The 23428-nt window shown below is 42.9% G+C and carries 20 protein-coding genes and 1 tRNA gene; 15 read left to right on the forward strand and 6 right to left on the reverse strand.

Translation table 11 applies throughout. The features are described from left to right. The first annotated feature begins 196 nt into the window (after positions 1 to 196). From LZG71_RS05950 to LZG71_RS05960, 3 genes are all read left to right on the forward strand, one after another. Positions 197 to 1441 (forward strand): ABC transporter permease, encoded by a 1245-nt coding sequence (locus LZG71_RS05950; protein WP_233817990.1) that lies wholly within the window; start codon positions 197 to 199, stop codon positions 1439 to 1441. Between the two features lie 110 nt (positions 1442 to 1551). After that, a tRNA-Leu gene (locus LZG71_RS05955) sits at positions 1552 to 1635 on the forward strand. A gap of 277 nt (positions 1636 to 1912) precedes the next feature. After that, complete coding sequence (locus LZG71_RS05960; protein WP_233817993.1) at positions 1913 to 2080, forward strand: DUF3072 domain-containing protein; 168 nt, start codon at positions 1913 to 1915, stop codon at positions 2078 to 2080. A gap of 91 nt (positions 2081 to 2171) precedes the next feature. Here LZG71_RS05960 and LZG71_RS05965 read toward each other — a convergent pair whose 3' ends face one another. Beyond that, positions 2172 to 3470 carry an OmpA family protein gene (locus LZG71_RS05965; protein WP_233817995.1) on the reverse strand — a complete coding sequence of 433 codons (1299 nt, stop codon included), beginning with the start codon at positions 3468 to 3470 and terminating at the stop codon, positions 2172 to 2174. Positions 3471 to 3907: 437 nt separating this feature from the next. Between LZG71_RS05965 and LZG71_RS05970 the strand changes: the two genes are divergently transcribed. The 8 genes from LZG71_RS05970 (at position 3908) to fahA (ending at position 11556) form a co-directional block, all read left to right on the forward strand. Beyond that, positions 3908 to 4087 carry a hypothetical protein gene (locus tag LZG71_RS05970; RefSeq protein WP_233817997.1) on the forward strand — a complete coding sequence of 60 codons (180 nt, stop codon included), beginning with the start codon at positions 3908 to 3910 and terminating at the stop codon, positions 4085 to 4087. 220 nt (positions 4088 to 4307) lie between these two features. Beyond that, a complete protein-coding gene (locus LZG71_RS05975) occupies positions 4308 to 4715 on the forward strand; it encodes an ester cyclase (protein WP_233817999.1) in 408 nt (135 codons plus the stop codon). Next, positions 4712 to 5518 (forward strand): metallophosphoesterase, encoded by an 807-nt coding sequence (locus LZG71_RS05980; protein WP_233818001.1) that lies wholly within the window; start codon positions 4712 to 4714, stop codon positions 5516 to 5518. The genes LZG71_RS05975 and LZG71_RS05980 overlap by 4 nt, the downstream gene beginning before the upstream one ends. Positions 5519 to 5523: 5 nt before the next feature. Then, on the forward strand, positions 5524 to 6120 hold the full coding sequence (locus LZG71_RS05985) for a hypothetical protein (protein ID WP_233818003.1): 597 nt from the start codon (positions 5524 to 5526) through the stop codon (positions 6118 to 6120). A gap of 223 nt (positions 6121 to 6343) precedes the next feature. Then, positions 6344 to 7513: a homogentisate 1,2-dioxygenase gene (locus LZG71_RS05990; protein ID WP_233818005.1), complete on the forward strand. Its 1170-nt coding sequence runs from the start codon at positions 6344 to 6346 to the stop codon at positions 7511 to 7513. A 58-nt stretch (positions 7514 to 7571) separates the two neighbouring features. Next, positions 7572 to 8708 carry a 4-hydroxyphenylpyruvate dioxygenase gene (hppD, locus tag LZG71_RS05995; protein ID WP_233818007.1) on the forward strand — a complete coding sequence of 379 codons (1137 nt, stop codon included), beginning with the start codon at positions 7572 to 7574 and terminating at the stop codon, positions 8706 to 8708. Positions 8709 to 9276: 568 nt separating this feature from the next. Next, the gene (locus LZG71_RS06000) at positions 9277 to 9993 is read left to right on the forward strand and encodes a phenylalanine 4-monooxygenase (protein ID WP_233818009.1); all 717 of its coding nucleotides are present in this window, start codon (positions 9277 to 9279) and stop codon (positions 9991 to 9993) included. A 321-nt stretch (positions 9994 to 10314) separates the two neighbouring features. Then, complete coding sequence (gene fahA, locus LZG71_RS06005) at positions 10315 to 11556, forward strand: fumarylacetoacetase (protein ID WP_233818011.1); 1242 nt, start codon at positions 10315 to 10317, stop codon at positions 11554 to 11556. A gap of 11 nt (positions 11557 to 11567) precedes the next feature. Here the strand turns inward: fahA and LZG71_RS06010 are convergent, their stop codons facing one another. Both LZG71_RS06010 and LZG71_RS06015 read right to left on the reverse strand, forming a co-directional pair. After that, positions 11568 to 12521, reverse strand: coding sequence for a DMT family transporter (locus LZG71_RS06010; RefSeq protein ID WP_233818013.1), 954 nt, complete (start codon positions 12519 to 12521; stop codon positions 11568 to 11570). 144 nt (positions 12522 to 12665) lie between these two features. Continuing rightward, positions 12666 to 13235, reverse strand: coding sequence for a Crp/Fnr family transcriptional regulator (locus LZG71_RS06015; RefSeq protein WP_233818015.1), 570 nt, complete (start codon positions 13233 to 13235; stop codon positions 12666 to 12668). Between the two features lie 212 nt (positions 13236 to 13447). On the opposite strand from LZG71_RS06015, the gene LZG71_RS06020 reads away from it, so the two are divergent. Next, the gene (locus LZG71_RS06020; protein WP_233818017.1) at positions 13448 to 14041 is read left to right on the forward strand and encodes a 2OG-Fe(II) oxygenase; all 594 of its coding nucleotides are present in this window, start codon (positions 13448 to 13450) and stop codon (positions 14039 to 14041) included. Positions 14042 to 14177: 136 nt separating this feature from the next. Next, positions 14178 to 15056: a phospholipase A gene (locus LZG71_RS06025; RefSeq protein WP_233818019.1), complete on the forward strand. Its 879-nt coding sequence runs from the start codon at positions 14178 to 14180 to the stop codon at positions 15054 to 15056. A gap of 36 nt (positions 15057 to 15092) precedes the next feature. Here LZG71_RS06025 and LZG71_RS06030 read toward each other — a convergent pair whose 3' ends face one another. Next, positions 15093 to 17162: a HAMP domain-containing sensor histidine kinase gene (locus LZG71_RS06030; RefSeq protein ID WP_233818021.1), complete on the reverse strand. Its 2070-nt coding sequence runs from the start codon at positions 17160 to 17162 to the stop codon at positions 15093 to 15095. Between the two features lie 326 nt (positions 17163 to 17488). Between LZG71_RS06030 and LZG71_RS06035 the strand changes: the two genes are divergently transcribed. Continuing rightward, on the forward strand, positions 17489 to 18310 hold the full coding sequence (locus tag LZG71_RS06035) for an alpha/beta fold hydrolase (protein ID WP_233818023.1): 822 nt from the start codon (positions 17489 to 17491) through the stop codon (positions 18308 to 18310). A 113-nt stretch (positions 18311 to 18423) separates the two neighbouring features. On the opposite strand, the gene LZG71_RS06040 is transcribed toward LZG71_RS06035, so the two are convergent. Beyond that, positions 18424 to 19614: a phosphoglycerate kinase gene (locus LZG71_RS06040; RefSeq protein ID WP_233818025.1), complete on the reverse strand. Its 1191-nt coding sequence runs from the start codon at positions 19612 to 19614 to the stop codon at positions 18424 to 18426. A gap of 287 nt (positions 19615 to 19901) precedes the next feature. Here LZG71_RS06040 and LZG71_RS06045 point away from each other — a divergent pair, with 287 nt between their 5' ends. Then, entirely contained in the window at positions 19902 to 21590 is a 1689-nt protein-coding gene (locus tag LZG71_RS06045; protein WP_233818027.1) for a VRR-NUC domain-containing protein, read from the forward strand. Between the two features lie 92 nt (positions 21591 to 21682). Here LZG71_RS06045 and LZG71_RS06050 read toward each other — a convergent pair whose 3' ends face one another. Continuing rightward, a complete protein-coding gene (locus LZG71_RS06050) occupies positions 21683 to 23329 on the reverse strand; it encodes a hypothetical protein (RefSeq protein ID WP_233818028.1) in 1647 nt (548 codons plus the stop codon). Between the last annotated feature and the right edge of the window lie 99 nt (positions 23330 to 23428).

Consider the following 23428-nt stretch of genomic DNA (forward strand, 5'->3'; position numbering starts at 1 on the left):
ACGTATCATTTGCAGCTTTACAAAATAAAATTAGTTCAAAAATTACGCTGTACCGGCAGGCTTACAGGAGATAAATTTTCGACCTGAACTCCGGTACAAAGCTCAATAACGATTCCATTCAGATTGATACTGATCTAACGTAATATTACGAAATAATGATGCATAAGTGATACCGATCCGATAAAACTGATAATTAATGAATATTAAGGAAAACGTAGACGAAGGCCTTCGGTCCATACAATCAAACTTGTTAAGAACGGTACTGACAGCCCTGATCATTGCAATTGGCATCACATCGCTGGTTGGTATCCTTACTGCTATTGAAGGCATCCAAAATTCGGTAAACAGCAGCTTTGCGGATCTGGGAGCCAACACCTTCACTGTGGAAAGTCGCATGGACGAGGGTTTCAGGCGGGGTGGTCGGCGAGAGAAACAATATCCTGTCATCAATTATCAGCAGGCAGGAGAATTTTCAAATCGTTTTCGCAGCGAATTTGGCGGTACCGTTTCCCTTTCTGCCAATATTGGAGGCGCAGTTCAGGTAAATTATCTTAGCAAAAAGACAAACCCCAACATTAACGTGGTGGGAGCTGACGACGATTTTCTTGCCATAAAAGGGTATAAAATAGATTTTGGTCGTAACCTCAACAAAAATGACCTTGAAAATTCTGTAAATGCAGCAGTATTAGGTCAGGAAGTTGCCCGAAACCTATTTGGTAATATAGATCCGGTCAATAAAGAAATCACTTTCATGGGTGCCAGGTACAAAGTCGTTGGCGTTTTGGCAAAAAAAGGATCCATGGGCGGCGGTACCGATTCAGACAGAATTATCATTATTCCGCTTGACAACGGTCGCGGACTGGCCGCAAACCGCTCACTTACCTACAACATCACAGCTTCGGCCCCTAACATTGAAGACGGGGAGTTTATCATCGAAGAAGCACGCGGACTAATGCGCCGGATCAGATCCGACAAACTTGGCTCCGAGGATTCTTTCACACTCGAACGTGCGGACGCCATGGCCAAAGAATTTGAAAGCATCACTGGTTATCTTCGAATCGGAGGGTTCGGTATAGGAATCATCACATTACTTGGAGCTTCCATTGCATTAATGAACATCATGCTTGTATCCGTTACAGAACGCACCAGAGAAATCGGAATCCGCAAATCGCTTGGAGCTACACCACGCGTGATACGCTTCCAGTTTCTGATTGAAGCAATCGTGGTTTGTATTCTCGGTGGGATAGGCGGTCTGTTCCTGGGCATCATCATCGGCAATGTCATTTCCAACTCCATCAGTACCGAAAGTACGTTTGTAGTGCCGTGGGTCTGGATGGCCATGGGAATTATCGTTTGCGTAGTTGTTGGCGTTATTTCAGGGATATATCCGGCAATAAAAGCATCACGTCTTGATCCAATCGAAGCATTACGTTACGAATAGGATCAAAGCGAAGAAAAGTCGGCTAAAAAATATTATTTCAATTTTGGATAAAATTTCTTGCGAAATCTATTTTTCTGTCTACTTTTGCACTCCCAACAGAGAAGATCAATGCCCGGATGGCGGAATTGGTAGACGCGTTGGTCTCAAACACCAATGAGGTTACACTCGTGCCGGTTCGACTCCGGCTCCGGGTACATAAATCCCTGACAATCGATTGATTGTCAGGGATTTTACTTTAATGACTAATCTAAAATTTAACATACTCTGGATTCAGCAGATCAGCAACTGGCTAAAACGGATTTACGCGCCCGCTATTTTTACGGCAAAATCATACCATCTAAATAAGCTGGCTAAGTTTTTGTATTTCTGTTCTTAAAAGAGATAGCACATGGAAAACAGGGATAAAAAGTCAGCACCGACGACAAAGATTCGGTTGATAACAATCATCAGGTACTGAAAGGATCGAACACAGTGAAGGACCCGGACGAATGGACAACAGGTGAAGAACCGATGACAGGTGCACAGCAATCGTATTTGAAAACACTTTCGGAAGAAGCAGATCTCACACTAACGAAAGCGGAAGCTTCAAAGCGCATTGACGAATTGCAACACAAAACCGGCAGAGGACTTACTAATTAAGCCGATTGAAAATAAAGCCTACCCATAAGTTTACGTTACAAGTAACTTATGGGGTAGGCTTTGTATTCCGGCAGAGACCCTTCTTAATATCTTACAGCTTAATAAACTCTACCCTTCTGTTATTGGCCTTCCCAACAGGTGTTTCATTGGAATCCACAGGATCTGTCTCCCCTTTTCCATCCGTATCCAAACGTGCGGCATCAATACTGAAATCAGATTTCAAGGTCTCTTTCACCGCAGCAGCGCGACGCTTGGACAGGCTTTCGTTATCACCTTCATTCCCATCGGAGTCGGTGTGACCAACAATTTTGAATCGTACAGAAGCATTTTCTTGCAAAACCTGGGCGATTTCTTTGAGACTTCCATACGATTGAGGTAATATTCTGTCACTATTAACGTCAAAAAGGATTCCACTGGTAGCAAATTTCCCTTCCGTGAGTAGTTTGTTACGGGTATCGGCTACTCCAACTGCAAGCTGAACGTTCGCCAGGAAGAAAGCACCGCCCTTCTGGCTAAAGTCCGGATTAATTGCTGTAAACGTGAGCGTATTCAGAGGTTCCGGTGCATTAAGTGCCCGGGGAAGGTCAAGCACTTTGGAACTGTCAAGGTAAACCCGCACACGTTGCTTCTGTCTCCATATCGAAATTCTCGTTGAATTTTTGTTGATATTGAATTCAGGGACGCCATGTTTGTATTGACCGCCTATCAGATTGGAAGAATATTTGAGTTGTCCTTTGTCGGTTGATGTAGGCTGAAATGCTATTTTAAAACTCGGCGTTGTGAGCTGACTTGCGTTGCCCCAGTCAAATTTTTGATCTGTGTCGCCGGTTTGCATCAGACTAATCATAAATTCTCCTATGTTCGACACATGCTCATTGGCAATCAAATCCATTTGTAAGGTAAAATTTTCAGGAAGATCGTCAGTTAAAGCCTCGGAGTAGAAAACCCCGCTTTGGTTTAATCTGAGCCATTTGCCGCTCCGCCCATCGATTGTAACAATTTCAGCTCCGGAACGCGTATTCCAGTTTGCCGGGAAGTCGCCAATCGCATCCTGAGAAAAATCTTCATGTAATATGATCGTTTTACCTGGTACAAAATCGAACTTGGAGTAAGCCGTAATGCCCGTTGCGGTTTTGATTGGAGTATTGGGCTGCTGCTGATCCTTAGCATCTTCCGACGGTGATGGCGCGCTTTCCTCATTTACCCTGGGAACCGACTCCGTTTCTGCCGGCTTGTCATTCCGCTTCTTTTTTTGTGTGGCTTTGTCAATAGACTGGTCAATCTGGTCAACAACTTTTTGCTCCACCTTGTTTTTAATCCGGTCCAGAAGTTGTGCAGGGCAGGATATGCAGTAAAAAAATAGCACGCAGAGTATTGATATTTTTTTCATTCCAAAAAGAAAAATTGTTGGCAAAGCGAAATATATGTCTCAAAGTTACAACGGATGAAATTAAAAACTATCCCTAAAATCAGCCATTTTCCCCAAGTTATAAAACCATTGATAACTGATACGTGATCTCCATAAATGCATAGCCGGGGAGTCTCGCTGAAATTCGACATTTTTTTGAGCAACAGGAATCCCTTATAACTTGTACATAACCAACTCTAACCGCTTGCAACTCTTTGAGTGTGAAAACTAAAATATTGGAGAACTACCTTCCCCAAAAAGCTGCCCGGAATACACTTTGCCATTAGGAAGAAGAACAAAAATGTATGCTCGGGGCGATGAAGTCGGAGCAAGGTTCAGGCATAATTATTTATCCAATTGATTAGTATAGAGTCGGGATGAAGACAGCTTCTCCAATAGATTCCAGGTTTACAAGCAGCATGAAAAAACAAAAGAACTTTACCACCAAGGATGGTGTCAGGATCAGGTTGTCCTTAGACGAAATCGTAGAAATAGTACCGGACGCCGACATGCGTTACAGCCTGGTCATTCTAAAAGATGGCTCCAAACATTTTGTAACAGGAACAGAACAGCAGATACGGCGGTCCCTCACCTCGTAACCAGCTCTTTGCCATTCATTTTATCTTCATTTGAAATCACCCGGTTATATGCTTAATCAATATGCATAAAGCTGGGCAAGCCTCTCTTTTTCGCTTCCTCTTCACCCTATTATTTGTCCGTTTCAGCCCGAAAGTAGTTACATATCTGGTCCATCTCATGGACATTTGACTGTTGATGGGCAGAGACAACCCCGATAAGTTGCCAATTAATTGTATCCTGATGATAGAACCCGAAAAATTAGTGATCGGCTTTATAGAAGATATCTGGAACAACAGCAGATTCGCGAAGCTGTGCCAATATCTGCATCCCGAATTTATTGATCACAGCCTCCCATTTGGCGCACAAAATGGGCGAGGTTTTCATGCATATCTAAAAGTATTGAGCGAAGGTGTCAGTCATCATACTGAGATAGAAAGTATCATTACCGAGCACGATTTTGCAATAATTGGCATAAAAATGACACTGAGCACTTTGCAAGACCCATCTGCTCATCGGGAAAATGAAGTGCTGCAAGGCCAACGCATTCTCGCCTTTCGTGACCAAAAGATTATCGGTCACTGGGAATTTTTCGGGATCCTGCCAAATGGTGCAAACTCCTCACCAACAGAGTTAACAACCTCACTATGAAAACCTTACTCAATACATTTATTCTTTTCACCGCGCTCATCAACATTTCCTGTGAAGGACTGTTCCAATATAATCCGAATCAGGTTATTCTGAAAGAGGATGAGCGGAATCTGAATCTCAAAAACGTTGCGCTCATTCAGGCACTCCCGCAAAAGGACACCACCCGATTCATTTTGATGGGCGATACCCAGCGCTGGTACGACGAATCCTCGGATTTCATTAAAAGTGCAAACAGCCAGCGCGATATTTCATTTGTAATTCATGCCGGCGACATTTCAGATTTTGGTCTTTCTCAGGAATTTAAGTGGGTCAATCAAATTATGCAGGAGCTGAAATATCCTTATGTAACGGTTATCGGGAACCACGACATAGTTGCCAACGGGCCTTTGGTGTACAAAAAAATGTATGGCGAGCTTGATTATTCATTTGAGTTTGGAGGCAATAAATTCATATTTATCAATACAAATTCAAGGGAATATAACTTTGACGGACTGGTACCGAACCTGCCCTGGCTGCGGTCTCAATTGAAAAACAATCCAACTGACAAAAACGCCATTGTCATTGCGCATGTCCCTCCTTTCGATGCTGATTTTGATCCTAACATGCAGAATGAATACGCGCAAATTCTGGCGTCAGATCCAAATGTAAAATTCACCTTGTACGGACATCAGCACACTTTCAAAAATGAAGAATTTTATGAAGATGGTGTCAGATACATGACCACTACCAGTATGGGAGCAAGAGGATATTTGATTGTGACCACCTGGAAAGGTGGCTATCGTGTGGAAAGGGTTGAATTTTAATCAATATGAAAAAACTATTTTTACTATACCTGACATTGTTTTCAGTCACTAGTTTCGCTGAGGATGGCCCACGTACGGACTCATATCGAAAATGGTATATTCCGGATCATATGAAGCTTCAATTTGCCGGAAATATCGGTTTTATGTCGGGCGGACCAGGTTACATTTCTCGCAACAAAACCCTCGAAACGGATGTATTGTTTGGGTTTTTGCCGAAAAAATTTGGTGGAGATGCACTGATTACACTCACTGCTAAAGTTACCTATTCGCCGTGGCGTATTCATCTGAAAAACTCGTATAATATCGCCCCATTTTCGATAGGGTTTTATTCAAGTCACACATTCGGTCCTCAGTTCGATTCCAAATGGCCTGAATATTATCCAAAAGGCTATTACTGGTGGGCCACCGCCGTCCGGCTTGGTGCCTATGTTGGTGGAAAAGCAGGAAGAACAGTAAAGTTCAATAAGAAAGTCAGAAATTTTGAGGCCTATTACGAAGTTGGTACTTACGACCTCATGTTCATTAGCTACGTACAAAACACCGGATTTCTGAAACCGTCTGATATTCTGAGCCTCGCTATTGGCATAAAAATGTCGCTATAATCCTGGATTTCATCTCAAAAAAATGGGTGCTGTATCAGACAAAGCACCCATTTTTCATATTCTCTAAAAAATTAAAATAATTCAAAAATTTGTTTAAATATTATATTTTTAATATAATTGCATAGACAATTATTAGCTTGAATACATTTTGTTAAATAATGAAGAGAAGGACCTATTTCAAGACTGCTTTCATTGACGTTTTTCATTAAAACAGCGAACGAAAATGCCGATCTATCACCGACTTGGAAATATCCCGCCTAAGCGGCATACGCAATTCCGGAAGTCTTCCGAAAGCGACGCAGGTTTGTATTATGAAGAGGTTTTTGGAACGATTGGCTTCGACGGAATGTCGTCATTGCTGTATCACACCTGGCGTCCTACTCAGGTGAAAGCCATTGCTGAACCATACGACGTAACACCAAAAATTGTCGTCGCGAACAACCTCACCATGCGGAAGTTGGTCGGTTTTGAAATACAACCTGCCGATGATTATCTCGAAAGTCGTATTCCGCTGCTTGTGAACCGGGATGTTGTCATTGGCCTTGCTGCTCCCGTGAAAGGTGTAATGAGCTATTTTTACAAAAATGCAGATTGCGATGAGCTCCTTTTTATTCATCACGGAAAAGGGAAACTCCGTACTTTTTTCGGAAATCTGCCTTTTGAATCAGGTGACTATATCGTTATCCCAAGAGGTGTAATTTATCAGATTGAGTTCGATACAGATGACAACCGGATTTTCTATCTTGAATCGCACTCCCCTATTTATACGCCTAAAAGATATCGCAATCATTTTGGGCAATTGATGGAACAAGCACCTTATTGCGAGCGGGATTATATATTACCTCAGAACCTGGAAACATTTGATGAAAAAGGTGACTTTCTGATCAAAATCAAAAAGCAGAATTTCATTCATCCGGTGACCTACGCTTCACACCCTTTCGATGTGATCGGCTGGGATGGATATAACTATCCCTGGGGTATTTCAATTCACAATTTCGAGCCTATTACAGGACGCATTCACCAGCCACCACCTGTGCACCAGACTTTCCAGACAGACGGTTTTGTAGTCTGCTCATTTTGTCCGCGTATGTACGACTACCATCCGCTGGCAATTCCGGCTCCGTACAACCACAGCAACATTGATTCGGATGAAGTGCTCTATTACGTGGATGGTGATTTTATGAGTCGAAACGACATTGCACAGGGGCACATTACCCTTCACCCGGGCGGAATCCCACACGGTCCGCATCCGGGAGCTTATGAACGAAGCATTGGCAAAAAGGAAACACATGAACTTGCTGTGATGGTCGATACTTTCCGGCCATTAATGCTCACCGAAGCAGCCATGAAACTAGATGATGGACGCTACTACAAAAGCTGGTTAGAGGAGTGATGGAAATTAGGAATTGAGAATTAAGAATGAGGGAATTGAACTTGAAAAGGAAACGACTATGGACACAATGGAAATAATGCCGGAAGTGACGGCGGATAAAACGAATACAGATTTCCTGCCTATTAATGGTACGGATTATCTTGAATTATTTGTGGGCAATGCCTTGCAAACCGCCCACTACTTTCAGAATGCCTTTGGATTTCAACCTCTGGCTATGGCGGGGCTCGAAACGGGACTTACCGATCGGGAATCTTATGTGGTTGTGCAGGATAAAATACGCCTCGTGTTGACTTCACCGCTGCACGGCGGCACATCCATCGGTGCACACCTCGACCGCCACGGCGACGGCGTTCAAGCCATTGCACTTTGGGTGGATGACGCCACAAGTGCTTATCAGGAAACGATGAAACGTGGCGCGCAGTCTTTCCTGGAACCTGTGACAACTCAGGATGATGCAGGCACCGTTGTAAAGTCAGGGATTCGCACCTACGGCGATACGGTTCACCTTTTCATTGAACGGAAAAATTATTCAGGAGTCTTCCTCCCCGGTTTTGTTGCGTGGAAACCGTTACATGTACCGACCGTAACCGGATTGAAATACATTGATCATATCGTCGGCAATGTGGGCTGGAATGAGATGAACAAGTGGGTCAAATTTTACGAGAACGTGATGGGCTTCACCACGCTGGTTTCTTTTGATGACAACGATATTTCAACCGACTATACAGCGTTGATGAGCAAAGTGATGAGTAATGGAAATGGCAGGATAAAATTTCCGATTAATGAACCGGCGAAAGGAAAAAGGAAGTCGCAGGTGGAAGAATACCTGGATTTTTATGGCGGGCCAGGTGTACAGCACATTGCAGTGGCAACGGATCACATCGTTGAAACTGTTCGCACGTTGCGCGATAGAGGTGTCGAATTTTTACAGGTTCCTGCTTCCTATTACGAGGATTTGTCCGCAAGAGTGGGAGAAATTGATGAAGAAATGGCAAATCTCAGAGAACTGGGCATCTTGGTAGATCGTGATGATGAAGGTTATTTGTTACAAATATTCACCAAACCCATCATGCCACGACCAACCTTGTTTTTTGAAATTATTCAAAGAAAAGGAGCCCGATCCTTCGGAAAAGGGAATTTCAAAGCCTTGTTCGAAGCCATTGAACGTGAGCAAATGTTGCGAGGAACGCTGTAACCTCCGGTCTGAACGACGCAGTCGGGCTGAACGGTGAAGGAGAAAAGCGTTGATTCTGTGTGATAGTGAAGGGTGGTCTATTGGTGAAAAGGTTATGAAATTCGCCAAAATGTGTGTCAGACTGAGCGGAGTCGAAGTCCGGGCGACTTCGTAAATTATTATCAATAATGTAATTGATAATCGTTGTAAAATTAGATTGGAGGGAACTCACAAAATTGCCTAGATTCGGACCACTTTCGATTTGATTAATTTGAAAATAATTGACAAATAAATAGTTAAGATATGATCTTGACTTCAACTGAACATACCTGATTCGCTGCCATTGACACTTTTATGATGTACTGATTATCAATAAATCTAATTCGGTTGCCCGGGTTTCGACTCCGATACCATTGACATTACTTATAAAATATTGATTATTAACAGTTTAATCTTGGTTGCTCGCACTTCGACTCCGCTCAGTGTGACAAGCATTTTAGCGTCGCTTATATTGTTTTTTTATGAAGTAAAATATCCCTCAATCTGACAGACACCAAAGCTCACAACAAGCTAAAACGCCCAAAACACCATGAACCAAGCCTATCAACAATATACAAAAGCTGACCACCGGATGTGGAAACGGCTTTTTGAGGGGCAAATGAAGAATTTGCCTGCTATTGCCAGCAAAGACTATTTGACCGGAATAGAGAAAGTTGGTTTTGTGGCTGATCATATTCCAAATTTTGAGTTGGAAACCAATCCGTTGTTGCGCTCGCAAACGGGCTGGGAAGTGTATGTGGTGCCGGGTTTAATTCCACATCAGGAATTTTATACGCATTTGTACAACCGGCAATTTCCGGCATCAAACTGGCTGCGAAAACCTGAGCAAATGGATTATCTGGAAGAGCCTGACATGTTTCACGATACTTTCGGGCATGTGCCGCTTTTGAGTAATCAGGCGTTCTGTGATTTTATGTCGCAGCTGAGCGCTATTGCTCTGCGCTACATAGATCACGAAGAAACCTTACAGCGTATTTCCCGCCTATATTGGTACACAGTAGAATTTGGGCTGATATATGAACAAAATGATCTGAAAATTTATGGAGGTGGTATTATTTCTTCTGCTGGCGAAAGCCACTATTGCCTTTCCCCGCAGGTTCCGAAAATAGACTTTGATCTGGAACTGGTGCTGAATACACCTTATCACATCGACAGATATCAGGATCATTATTTTGTAATTCAATCCTATGAACAACTTTACGAGTCAGTAACCGGAATGGAAAAATTTCTTGTAGCTTATTCGTAGATATTTGGTGCTTGATAATGAAATCATAGTAAGTTTTTTGACTTTTTCGGAATAACAAAAATGCCTCAATGCAAGTAACATCGGCCTTATGCAAATTAGAAAATTGACTCATTCAGCACCGTCAAAAACAAAAACCTGTTTGACGACGTCAGGAGGAGTTTTTTTTGTTTAGGTGATGAGTGAGTCAATTTTCGTTAAGATTTGCGTGAAGCCTTGACTTTTTTTGTTACTTTTTTGTGTTAAGACAAAAAAGTAAGGTTCCAATTAGCATAAAACTCACTGCTTCAAATTACTAGGAATAACTTAAATAAAAGTGAATTTATGCAGCAACCGTGGCTCAGCATTTCTCAAAACTCAGATTTCTCTATCCACAATCTGCCCTTCGGCATTTTTCAAAAAGACAATCGGCCTCCTGCGGCGTGTGTTGCCATCGGCGATTATGTGATAGATCTTGCTGCCGCCTTTGACTTTGGTCTATTTTCCAAATACGTTTTGGCTGAAAACTTATTTCGCAAACCTGTTCTCAATGACTTCATTTCCCAGGGGCGTGAATTTTCTGGCTATGTCCGTTCCGTTTTACAGGAATCATTGCTGGATCCTCATTCTTTGTTGAAAAAACATGCCGAAACATTGCTGATCAAACAAAGCAATGTGCAAATGCTGATGCCCATAAAAGTCGGCAACTATACCGATTTTTATTCCAGCGAAGAACATGCCACAACAGTAGGCAAACTTTTCAGACCCGACAATCCGCTGTTCCCCAACTGGAAACATTTACCTGTTGCCTACCATGGCCGCGCTTCTTCCATTGTCATTTCCGGTACATCCATTCACCGACCAATGGGGCAGATAAACCGTGATGCAACAGCGAACCCAATTTTCGCTCCGACCAATGCACTTGATTATGAACTGGAACTTGCATTCGTGATCGGCAAGGATTCTGACATGGGAAAACCCATACCTGTGGAACAAGCCGAAGATTATGTTTTTGGTGTTTTGTTGTTTAACGACTGGTCTGCGCGGGATATACAACGCTGGGAGTACCAACCGCTCGGACCATTTACGAGCAAAAATTTTGCATCTGGAATTTCACCCTGGATCGTGACCATGGAAGCGCTTGCATTACTTCGTAGTGCACCGCAAATACAAAACCCGGAACCACTACCCTACCTAAACCATCCCGAAAGAAAAGGGTTTGATATTGATCTGACAATCGCCATCAAACCCGAAAATGATGACGAATATGTGGTGTCTCAAACCAATGCAAAACATCTCTATTGGAACATCAGCCAGCAAGTCGCGCACCATACCGTAACAGGCTGCAACCTCAATGTGGGTGATCTTCTGGCGACTGGTACAATCAGCGGTAATGGTGCAAAAAGTGCAGGTTGTTTACTTGAAGCAACCGCAGGCGGTAAACAACCCATACAGCTCTCAGATTCAAAATCACGCCGCTTTCTGGAAGATGGCGACGAAGTGATCATGCGTGGTTTTGGAGAAAAAAATGGAATCCGTATTGGTTTTGGTGAATTGCGGGGGAAGGTTTTGCCGGCGATCGGGTAGTAAGAAATTACTTAATAATCAGTCTTCACACCCTCTAAATCCCTAACTCTAGTAGCCAACTCACTACCAACCAAACCCTTTTTTCGCCCTTTAATATTCATCAGCACCACGGCAAATAAAATCAGCGCTACACCCGTCCATTGCAGCAAACTTACAGGCTCACCGAGTAAAAGGTGGGCCATGAGAATGGATACTGGTATTTCTACCGACGCAATGATGGCTCCCAATCCCATACCGATCAGCGGAACGCCTCTGGTGAAAAGCAACGGTGGCAGTATAGTTCCAAATAGTGAAAGGATCAATCCCCAGCGCAGAAATATCTGATAGGAAAAGGATGAATTGATCGACGAATAAAAGATGACGGCAATGATGATCAGTCCGCCCAGGATCAGATACAGACTTCTTTTCAGTGATGGAAAATGCAGCACTATATTATTAGAAGCATACATCGATGCGGTGTAGGACAGCGCTGCCATCATTCCCCAGCCAAAGCCTATCCAGTTGATGGTTACGGATTCTGTAAGCAAATTGGTAGCCAATGCAGTTCCAGCCAGAATGATAAAAACGGCGATGGTCTTGCGCAATCCCGGTGCTTTCCTGTGCAGGATCATTTCAAGAATGACGCCCATCCACACAGTTTGCATCAGCAACACAATGCCTACACTTACGGGAATGTATTGTACCGCCATGTAATAAAAAATACTTGTGAGCCCCATCGAGGTTCCGGCAAGAACCAGCTTCAAAACACTACGAAGGTCTGACGGCTTTTTCTCCGTATTTGCTTCCTTTTTACGGAATAATGTCAGGATAAAAAGACCTGCAAATCCAAGCATAAACTGCGAAAGCGTAACTTCCGCCGTACTGAAACCTTCCGAGTATGCCATTTTCACAAAGGTTGCCAGCATGCCATAACTTGATGCACCCAGCGCAACTAAAATACTCCCTTTGATGATGTTGTTTTTCATTGATAAAGCTATATCCTGATAAATTTCCTGACCAGATTTGCCGGACAAAAACAAACCTTATCCGTACGGGAAAGCCCCTGAACGAAGCGCAAAGGTATCTGTTAAAAATACCAGAGTTCTTTACATATGTTGAGAGAGAGAAATTTAGAGTTCCGCTCTGATGCGGCTCAGCTGTGTGGGCGTAATGGCCAGATACGAAGCAATGTGATGGAGTTTCAACCGGGGAATCAGATCCGGATACCTGTTTTTAAATGCCAGATACCGTTGTTTCGCAGTCTCTGATTTAAGTGTTATTTCATCAAATTCCTTTTCAATAACCCATTTTTGTTCCAGGTATTTGATATAGAATGCAGCGATGTCACTATACTTTTCTGTCAATGCTCTGAACCCTTCAAATGAATAACTGACTACCTCGCAGTCTTCCAGAGCCTGAATAGAAAAGTTGCCATGTTGTTGTTGAAGCATTGCGCTGGTTGAAGACACTAGATGATTTTCCGGGAAAAACTTTTTGATCACTTTGTCACCTTTCTCGTTGGTGTATTCATAAGAAAACAATCCCTTTTTAATAAAGGTTATTTCCTTTGGAACCACTCCATTTTTCAAAAGATAATCGTCCTTTCTCACCTCCGATTCTTTCAAAAGGGCAGACCAAGCCGCCTTCGATTCTTCCGAAACGACCTTATACTGTTCTATATAATCCCAAAATTCTTCCATCACCGCAAAGGTAGTATTTTCGGTTCGCTAGGTCGCCTTATAGAGATATTGTCCACCTTATTGAACTATGACAGCCGCCATACTTTTCTTTCTTGCTTCAACAATTCTAAAACCCTTCTGAGCACCAAACTAAAATCCAGATTTACAATTAATTAGACATACCTTCACAGGTATATCGGCAATGCTGCTGTATTGTTATTCAATCAATCTCATTGCAAAAAATATTTAATGAACTCATCGATACCTTTATCGCCAACAAAGTCGGCATCGCCGAAAATTTTCTGAGCGAATCATTAGCCACACAGTTGAAGGCGAACCTCACAACGCTTTACAATGACAAACGGATGCAGTCGGCCGGAACGGGAAACGATACGCTGGTTTCTCACAATAAGCTCGTCAGAAGTGACAGGATTTTCTGGCTCGACCGAAGCCACAACAATCAGCCTGAAAATGACTTTTTCGAATTGATGGATGCGTTCGTCAGTCATTTGAACAGTACTTGCTATACAGGAATCACCGGATATGAGTTTCACTACACTTTATACGAAAAAGGGAGTTTTTACAAAAAACACCTGGATCAGTTTCGTAGCAACAGTAGCCGTCAATATTCCATGATCATGTATCTGAACTCCGACTGGCAGGAAAACGATGGCGGGGAATTGTGTATTCACCAAGGCGACAGCCGCCAGAACATTTCACCTACCAACGGAAAAAGTGTATTCTTCAAAAGCAGCGAACTGGAACATGAAGTGCTGGTAACCAACAAACCGAGAATGAGTATAACGGGCTGGTTGAAAATTGGCTGATAGCAACCAATCGTACCTTGTAGGATGAGAAGTTACCGACAGCTTTTGAGTCTGAAATATAATCGCGACGGCTTCCAGATCCTGAGTATTATTTTGATCTGCAACCACTATATTTAGCTTCATTTATGTTCAACGTATGCGAAACCTCAACGTTCTAATCTTTCTGATTCTATCCATTCAACTCCGGGCACAGACCATTTCTGACCAGTCTGTGCGGATCAAAAGTATTTCCGAACGCTGGGAACTGGCAGACTCTACACGGCGGGGTACTTTTTTGCTTACTTCCTACAAACCATTTTACTTTTCGCTGGGAAGGTGGTCGAGCAATCCCAATAACCAGCCACACAGTGAGAATCCTGCTTACAGTGTACCCTCCCCGACAAACTATAACAACTACGAAGCACGGTTTCACATCAGTTTTAAGGTGAAATTACTTCAAAGTATTTTCTGGGGAAAAGGTGATTTGTGGGCAGGTTACACGCAAAAGGCACATTGGCAGATATACAACACTGGTGTGTCCAGGCCTTTCAGGGAGCTGAATTACGAACCCGAGCTTTTGCTCAATTTTCCGGTTCATTATCAATTCATGGGTTTCGAAGGTCGTACTCTGGGAGTTGCTTTTAATCACCAGTCAAACGGACGGGAGCTTCCACATTCGAGAAGTTGGAACAGAATCATGTTTCACACGAGCATGGAGCGGAAAAACTGGCAGGTAACTCTTCGCCCCTGGATCAGACTAAAAGATGCAGATGACGAGAATCCTTTGATCATGGATTACCTTGGAAGAGGTGAAATAACGGTCGTTTACGGGCGACCGCGCCATCAATTTTACCTGGTAGGAACGCATCCGTTTAATTCTCTAAACAAAGGTAGCGCACAGGTAAACTGGGTTTTCCAGATTCACGGTCACTTAAAAGGACATCTTCAAATGTCGGCTGGATATGGAGAAACGCTCATCGATTACAACCATGCGCAAAACACGATTGGGTTGGGTATCTCATTTATTGACTGGTAAAAAATGGGATTTGACTACCTCCACAAAGTTCAGGCATCACAATGCCATCTCAACAAAAAACGTTGTCCCCAATCCCATTTGTGACTCGTACCAAATTCGCCCGCCATGGGCTTCGACAATCTGCTTGCAAATTGAAAGCCCTATCCCAAAAGACTGTTCTCCGGCAGTACCAGATCTCTTTGCACTGTTGAAAGGTCTAAAAATCTGATCTTTAAGACTATCGGGTATACCAATGCCATTGTCGTGTACGGACAGCAAAATCTTACTCGTCTGTCTTTCTAAATTCACCGTAATGATTCCTCCTGCCGGTGAAAATTTGATCGCATTACTTAGCAGGTTACTAAAAACACGCCATATCTTTTCGCGATCAGCTGCTAACGTAACCCGATGAAAATGGTATTCGAAGACCTGCTGTTTTTCATTGGCTTTATAACTTAGCATGTCAATGCACGACTGCACGATTTCCTCTAATGCCACCAGATTAAGCACAAGATCATTACGAACTGAGCTTGTCTGTAATATCTGACTAATCAATTTATTTGCCCTCTCACCGGATGCCTGAATCGCCGTAATCATTTCCTTTTGTTCGCCGGACGGGATTTCATCCCAAAAAATGATTTCTGAGGCCGACATGATTGCCGCAATGGGGTTTCGCAAATCGTGCGCCACAATTTTCAGTACTGCGCTGTTCTCAATTTCTGTTTGTTCCAATGCGTTCACTGTGTCCTGAAGAACAATATTGCTTTGTGTAATAGTCCTATTCAATTCCGTTACTGCACGCAAATTTCTCGAACTTTTCCTGGCACTACGCCAGATGAGATACACAATTATGCTCAGAGCGATCGATATAGCAATTGAAAATGTAAGAATCAGACCTTCCCTGGCGTCTTTCTCAGCATCGATCTCAATTTCTCGTTCTCTCTGGATTTGTTGTAGCAGCTGTCCGACATCACTCTTGTTTTCTGCATTTTTCTTTAATTTGTCTATACGGTCGCTTTCCAAAGTAGCAATAAGCAATTTGCCTGCTTCTTCAAAATTCCCTTGCCCGAATAAAACAGCAGCTTTCAACTTCCTGTATTTACCAAACTTAGAAGCATTACCGGATGTATCTAACAAAGCTTTCACCATGTCTAATTGTTGCTGTGCCTTACTGTATTGCTCTGTGTCAACATACAATTTTGCAAGAATCAGCCGAGACTCCTGTTCCACCTCAACAGACCAATCAATTTCTTCATCATGTTGCAGACAGCGCAGCAAAAGTCTTTCTGCAATGGCCGTGTTGCCCTTTAAAGCGTGAGCCTCAGCCTGATTACGCAGGATAACAATTCGTGCAAATTTTATATAGTTCTTCTCCTTCGGAAATTCCGCTGCATGCGCGTTGATAAAATTTTTCGCCTTCTCAAAATACCTTAAGGCCATATCGGGCTCGTCGAGATACAGATAAGCGAACCCAATGTTTCGCAGGCTCCCCTGCTTCTCTATAAATTCCAGTTGAAAGTTGCCCGATTTCCTGCATTTTGCCAACTCTTTGTATTCCTGCTTCCAATACTCAATTGCCTGATAATAATTTTCCTCTCTGAATGAGCTGTTCGCGATCCTGCTGCTATACCTTGCGCACTCACAAATTTCGCCCATTCCGATAAGGAAGGATTTACCATGGTCGTAATTACGATATGCCTGGTAATATTTTTTTTGATGTAATAAATCATCTCCTCTCAAAAGCAGAGCTTTGGAGTAGTCAATTGGGTATTGCTTTCTGATTTGAACCGGCTCAAACAATTGAAGCAGGCTATCGGTATACATCAGCGCATTTTCAGCCAGGGTGGAATCTCTGTGACTAAGAACTTTCATGAATTTGTAGTAATTCATGCGATCCTGAAGGGCAGGTTTGCCCAATGTAACCATGAACGAATCGAGTTTCGCAATACACTTTTTAATCCCTATTTTTCTGGAACCGCGATCCAGGCTGTCAATCATTACTTCCAACTTGCTATTCCGATCCGACTCATGCGATTTTTGGCATCCCAAAAAGCCCCAAATGAAGAACAGCGGTACCAGTATGGCTTTATAAAATATCTTATTTTTTGCCAGGAGGATTTTTTTCATTACTCATAGTTTAGGTCGCTTTTCTGACATTTTAAGTAGTAGTTAAGGTCATGTATCCACAGTTAACTTAGTGATTAACAAGCTTAAACTTTCTGATTCAGAAGGTCGAATATATTCTATCTTACTTACAATTTTAATTAATTTTGTTATGTTTTTAGTTGTACCCTGCGATTAGCAAGAATTCAACTGCTTGTAATCCTTAGCCACGGATCTGCCGCTCCGGTAGCGCATAATTAAGATTTAGCCCAGTTCATTACTCCTGTTTTCACGATAAAAAAGTATATTTCAAAAACTTTATTCCATTAATACCACTCAACCAAGAAAACATGGGAAAGATCACAGTAAAAGACGGTACAGAGATATATTACAAAGACTGGGGTACCGGACAACCGATTGTTTTTCATCACGGATGGCCCTTATCCGGCGACGATTGGGATGCACAAATGATATTTTTTCTGGATCAGGGTTACAGGGTAATTGCACATGACCGCCGAGGTCATGGCCGCTCTACGCAAACTGCGGTTGGAAACGATATGGACACCTATGCAGCCGATGTCGCTGAACTTGTAGAAGCACTCGATTTGAAGGATGCTATACATGTGGGTCATTCCACAGGCGGTGGTGAAGTGATTCGTTACGCTGCAAAATATGGCAAAGGCCGGGTCGCAAAAGCAGTACTTGTGAGTGCAGTTACCCCGCTGATGATCAAAACAGAAAACAATCCTGATGGGATTCCGATGTCGGTTTTTGATGAAATTCGTGAAGGAACCGGGACAAACAGACCGCAGTATTTTAAAGATTTTAACGAAGCATTTTACGGCTACAACCGTGAAGGTGCCAAAGTATCCCAGGGAATAAGAGACAACTGGTGGCGCCAGGGAATGTCGGGCGGGATAAAAGCACATTACGACTGTATCAAGGCATTTTCGGAAACTGATTTTACCGAAGATCTGAAAAGTGTCGACATTCCGGTTCTGGTATTACACGGAGAAGACGACCAGATCGTGCCATATGAACTTACCGCGTTGAAGGCAGCGAAACTCCTGAAAAACGGAAAATTGATAACCTATCCTGGTTTCCCTCACGGAATGCCAACTACGGAGGCTGCTACAATCAACAAGGATCTGCTGGCTTTCTTCAAATCGTAATTAGGGGATAACCAACCAATAGTGTTTAAGCAAAACGAGGGTGTCCGAATAGCCGGACACCCTCGTTTTTTCAAACCTGTTCAGTAATGAACTGATTTGTATCTTAAATTTAACTATGCTTCCAGAGCGGCAACGCCAGGAAGAACTTTTCCTTCCATATATTCCAACAATGCTCCGCCACCTGTGGACACGTAACTTACTCGATCTCCATAACCTGCATTGTTAATTGCCGAAGCAGAATCACCACCACCGATCAATGAGAATGCATCGTTTTCTTCCGTCGCAGCTACAACCGATTTAGCGATTGCATTGGTACCAGCAGCGAAATTAGGGAATTCAAAAACCCCCATTGGGCCGTTCCAAAGCACTGTCTTTGATTTCGCGATGATCTCAGAGAAGATTTTGATCGTTTCCGGACCAATGTCCAACCCTTCCCAATCATCAGGAATCTCACCGGCAGGTACCGTTTTGCGATCCGCATCGTTACTGAATCCGTCAGCAATTACAGTGTCAACAGGCAAAATCAGGTTCACACCTTTTTCCTTCGCCTTTTTCACAAGTTCCAAAGTAAGCTCCTGCTTGTCGGCTTCCAGTAGAGATTTACCGATTTTCCCACCTTGTGCTTTGGAGAAAGTATAAGACATACCGCCGCCAATGATCAGGTTATCAACCGAATCCAGCAATCGCTCTATAATTAGTATTTTATCAGATATTTTTGCTCCACCCATAATCGCCGTAAACGGACGCTCCGAATGTCCCAAAAGTCTTTCTGCATTGTCAAGTTCCGCCTGCATTACGTATCCGCAAACTTTATCTTTGAAAAACTTGCCGATTACTGCCGTAGAAGCATGTGCCCGGTGTGCAGTACCAAATGCATCCATCACCCATACATCACCCAGCTTCGAAAGTTTTTCTGCGAATGCTTCATCTCCTTTTTCTTCTTCCTTATAAAAACGAAGGTTTTCAAGCAGCAACACTTCGCCTGGCTCCAAAGCAGCAGCAAGTTCTACCGCACTTTCACCAATACTATCATCAGCGAATTTCACTGTCTTGCCTAAAATCAGAGACAATGGATTTACCAGATGCTTTAAAGAATATTTTTCAGTAGGACCATCCTTTGGGCGTCCCAAATGCGACATCAAAATTACCGATCCGCCTTCATCAAGTATTTTACTAATGGTTGGAATCGTTGCGCGAATACGGGTATCATCCGTGATCTCAAACTTGTCGTTAAGAGGTACGTTAAAATCAACGCGAACAAGGGCTTTTTTGCCTGAAAAATTGTAAGAATCTAATGTTGTCATGGGCATGTAAAATTGTTTTCCATTGAAAACAAATGTAATTCAATTCTTTATAAAATACTACGTAATGCAAAAAGGACGAAATTTGAATTGTAATAATCCAATTTTTACAAAATATTTTTCTAATAAATAGTAAAAAACTACACTAACACAATTATCACTAAACGATGTGTGGTGCCAGGCCACCTCTTGCAGTTTAAATGAGTGCTCTCTTAAAAAACCCGGGCCAGTCGTGCACCAAAGTCTGCTAACTTTGTGTTAAGTATTATACCAAAGTCCGTTTTAAAATCGTGCAAAATACCGTTTTCCCTCAGGATCTGCCTCCAAAGTATTATCATGATTACTTTTGCTACGTACTGGAGTTCGTTCGCAAACGGTATTCGGGGATCCTACGCGAGCACGAGCTTGAATTTCTTAACGATTACGCTGCACTGTCCGAAAACGCGCAATGCCTTTTCATTCGTTTCAGCAACCGGAGCAAGTCATTTTTCAGGGTCAATAGCATATCTTATCATGAAATTGATGACATTCCGGCTGTACTGGAAGAGCTTCATGACCGTCGGTTTATTGAGACACTTTGTGATACCCATGGCGACCGATCAGCAGAAATAATCGATCTTTTTACAAAAGAGCAGCTCCTTGAACTGACTAAATTGCTTCAACCGGATGTGCTCCCGGCCAGGAGTATCAAAAAGCCGGATCTTGTCCGATGGTTGCTTTACACCTATGACTTTGAGGTTCTTTGTGAAATTATAAATGAGAGCGAACCAGTGGTAAAGGTTTCCCATGAAGCGGAAGTAATGCTCATGAAATTCCTTTTTTTCGGCAACAGATATGCCGACATGACTGAATTTGTAATCCGCGACCTGGGCCACGTACGATTCCAGTCCTTTGATGAGGCACATCTTTCTATTCAGTTTGAAACACGGAAAGAGGTTGATGATACACTGATGGTTTCTTTGATGAAGGAAACCTTTGATGTCTTAAAACAGGAATATCCGCCGGAAGAAATTTATGACTGGTTTATGAACTGGCAGGGCGGTATTGCGGGTAGTCTGAGTGCCAAATCGCTGCCTTCCTACAATCTTTTTGTTATGAGGGTAAGCGCATGGCTCGAAAGAAAGAAAATGCTGTCGCAGGCTTTGACCATTTACCAGCTCACCAACGATGCGCCCGCGCGTGAAAGGCGTGTGAGGCTACTGTATAATCTGGGGGAAATCGATGAGGCTCTTGCGCTGTGTGAAGAGATTGCTGAAAATCCACAGAATGCCGATGAGCGATATTTCAGTCAGGATTTTCATGAGAGAATAAAAAATAAAAAGAAACGTGTGGTGAAACGCACCACACAGGCATTAAAATCTGCGGATGCTATCGAAGTTCCTGCCATGTATCGTTATCAGGTCGAACTTGGAGCCATTCACTATTACCGGGCACAGGGTTACAATGCCGTTTTTAGTGAAAATGAACCCTGGCGGATGTTGTTCGGATTACTTTTTTGGGATATCATTTACGACACCAACGTGAAAACAATTCATAATCCGCTGCAACGGGTGCCAAGTGATTTTTTCCTTCCCGATTTTTATTACAACCGCTCAGGACAGCTCTCAGATCGAATGAAGGAAGCGCAAACCCGGGAACAGATTGAAGAGATTGTCAGAAAAACATATGAGGAAAAATTCGGGATTACCAATGTGCTGGTTCCCTGGTATGAAGACGGACTGGCAAAAGTGATCACGCTAATCTCCTGGCTCAGTCCGGAACAAATTCATAAAGTTCTGATCGAAGTGGCTCAAAATATGAGGGAAAATACGAGGGGTTTTCCTGATTTGCTGGTCTGGAATGAAACAGAGTATGCTTTTATAGAAATAAAATCACCAACAGATCACTTGTCGTCACGCCAGCTTCACTGGCAACACTTTTTTGCAGAGCACGGCGTGCAAAGCCGCATTGTGCGGGTGAAGTGGATTAAGGAAGAATAGGATAACGGCCGTGAACAACAAAGCGGGAGATCGAACGAACGATCTCCCGCTTCTGCTATTTAATTGAACAAGTCGGGTTATGAGACCAATACTTATTTCTTTTTCTTCTTCTTGTCTTCAAATTTACTGAACGGCCCTAATTTTCCTTTCTTTTGAACCGCTTTATAATCATACTGAAACTTACCTTCCTCAGTATCACATTTTCCAACTACGATCATATCATTTTTGATGAACACAGTACCGGCCCATGAAGGTATCTTAATATTATTTTCTTTTAACAATTGATCAAGATTTCCCTCCAGCTTACTTGGATCACAATCTTTCATCTCAAATTTGCCAAGAACACGTCTTACACTCCAAGACGAAGGACCACCGGGAACCGGACAAATACAGGTTGCACAGTCAGGGGATCCACCTTTTACCCATTTCGTTCTTGTACCTTTCTTTAGCTGGTAAGCGTATACTTCAATAGTACATTGTTTTAAACACGCTGTATCCGGAACTATAACAGTTTTCTCCTTAACCATTGCAAATCCAGTTGTACTTGCTTCACTGGTACAGTTTGCACAATCAGACTCTAACTGGCTGCTCACTGTCGCATAATATTGTCCCATCACCGGACGACCATTTGCATCAAGATATGCCGCCGGAAAACCAAGTTGGTTACCTTCCTGGCAAACCAAAGAAGCAATTACTTTATCCTGCCCGTTATCCAAATGGTGAATACGTGCCGTGAAAGTCTCTGTCTTAGTCGTATCAGGAGTAACTCTGCTTGTCCATGTAAGAACAATTGGTTCTGCCTTTGAAGAATCCTGACCAATATTGAAAAGCATTCCTTTGATTGACTTATCTCCCATTTTCCATTCAAGGTTCGGAGCCAGACAGATCAAGCCAGGTGTTGGTTCCTTCTTAACAGGTACGTCGCGGGCAAAACTTCTGCGCATGGCAAGTCCCGCACTGAAACCTCCGTGCTTACGTTGGAAAGGATAAATGGTTGCTCCAGGAAAAATGTAATCCATTTTAGTACGGAAACCCATTGCTTCTACACCCCACGCCCACAGTCCGTTTTTACTTGGTACAAAAAAGCCCAAAGTAGCTAGCAATCCTGCATGGTAACGTTTGTCGCTGGCCGTAACCGAGTAAATGTTATTGCCTGTTGCACGATCATATATAAAAATGGCAGCAGGTGTAGAGCGGAATATCCCTCCGCGTACCGACGCTTCCAGGAATGGAGAGCGAGGTTTTTTAGTAAAATTCAGATTAAGTACAGGTCCAATCGCAAAATAGTGATCTTCTGATGAACCCTTACGGATAACCGCATCGCTCACACCTGCTTCGGCAACAATTTTGTCGGTAAACGTATTGATGTCTTTTCTAAAAAAGAAATTTTGCAAGCCTGCAACCGCACCAAGACCCAATTTCACACGTGGAGCAGGATTTTTGGTTTTGAAAAAGTAATCGGCGTTAAGTGCTGCGTTGAACCCAATTCCATTAAAAAGTGATTTGTCTCGGTATTTGTCTGAGTTAAAAGTGGCTTCCCAGCTTCCGCAAAATGCAACGGACGGACCGATGAAACCTCCCACGCGCCATGGGCTGACTTTGCGTTCAACACCAAGGGTGTCGCATCCTCCGCCCGGAAGATTGCAGTTGGTCGTAGGCGTTTCCTGTGCCATAGAGCCATAGCTGAAAAGGAAACAGGATACGAAAAATAATAACCTGAGTAAAGAATTTGTCTTCATAGAAAAGTGTATAGATTAGTAAGCAAACAAAAAAGTGTGTTTATAAAAAAAATGTAAATTATAGCCTCTCGTGTATAGCCGATACCCGTTGAGACTACG

The organism is Dyadobacter sp. CY312 (assembly GCF_021390535.1).
Classification (GTDB): domain Bacteria; phylum Bacteroidota; class Bacteroidia; order Cytophagales; family Spirosomataceae; genus Dyadobacter.

Excerpts from the sequence above, each read along its gene's own strand:
- LZG71_RS05950 (WP_233817990.1), top strand. The coding sequence starts at position 197 with ATGAATATTAAGGAAAACGTAGACGAAGGCCTTCGGTCCATACAATCA.
- LZG71_RS05965 (WP_233817995.1), bottom strand. The coding sequence starts at position 3,470 with ATGAAAAAAATATCAATACTCTGCGTGCTATTTTTTTACTGCATATCC.
- LZG71_RS05970 (WP_233817997.1), top strand. The coding sequence starts at position 3,908 with ATGAAAAAACAAAAGAACTTTACCACCAAGGATGGTGTCAGGATCAGG.
- LZG71_RS05975 (WP_233817999.1), top strand. The coding sequence starts at position 4,308 with ATGATAGAACCCGAAAAATTAGTGATCGGCTTTATAGAAGATATCTGG.
- LZG71_RS05980 (WP_233818001.1), top strand. The coding sequence starts at position 4,712 with ATGAAAACCTTACTCAATACATTTATTCTTTTCACCGCGCTCATCAAC.
- LZG71_RS05985 (WP_233818003.1), top strand. The coding sequence starts at position 5,524 with ATGAAAAAACTATTTTTACTATACCTGACATTGTTTTCAGTCACTAGT.
- LZG71_RS05990 (WP_233818005.1), top strand. The coding sequence starts at position 6,344 with ATGCCGATCTATCACCGACTTGGAAATATCCCGCCTAAGCGGCATACG.
- hppD (WP_233818007.1), top strand. The coding sequence starts at position 7,572 with ATGGACACAATGGAAATAATGCCGGAAGTGACGGCGGATAAAACGAAT.
- LZG71_RS06000 (WP_233818009.1), top strand. The coding sequence starts at position 9,277 with ATGAACCAAGCCTATCAACAATATACAAAAGCTGACCACCGGATGTGG.
- fahA (WP_233818011.1), top strand. The coding sequence starts at position 10,315 with ATGCAGCAACCGTGGCTCAGCATTTCTCAAAACTCAGATTTCTCTATC.
- LZG71_RS06010 (WP_233818013.1), bottom strand. The coding sequence starts at position 12,521 with ATGAAAAACAACATCATCAAAGGGAGTATTTTAGTTGCGCTGGGTGCA.
- LZG71_RS06015 (WP_233818015.1), bottom strand. The coding sequence starts at position 13,235 with ATGGAAGAATTTTGGGATTATATAGAACAGTATAAGGTCGTTTCGGAA.
- LZG71_RS06025 (WP_233818019.1), top strand. The coding sequence starts at position 14,178 with ATGCGAAACCTCAACGTTCTAATCTTTCTGATTCTATCCATTCAACTC.
- LZG71_RS06030 (WP_233818021.1), bottom strand. The coding sequence starts at position 17,162 with ATGAAAAAAATCCTCCTGGCAAAAAATAAGATATTTTATAAAGCCATA.
- LZG71_RS06035 (WP_233818023.1), top strand. The coding sequence starts at position 17,489 with ATGGGAAAGATCACAGTAAAAGACGGTACAGAGATATATTACAAAGAC.
- LZG71_RS06040 (WP_233818025.1), bottom strand. The coding sequence starts at position 19,614 with ATGACAACATTAGATTCTTACAATTTTTCAGGCAAAAAAGCCCTTGTT.
- LZG71_RS06050 (WP_233818028.1), bottom strand. The coding sequence starts at position 23,329 with ATGAAGACAAATTCTTTACTCAGGTTATTATTTTTCGTATCCTGTTTC.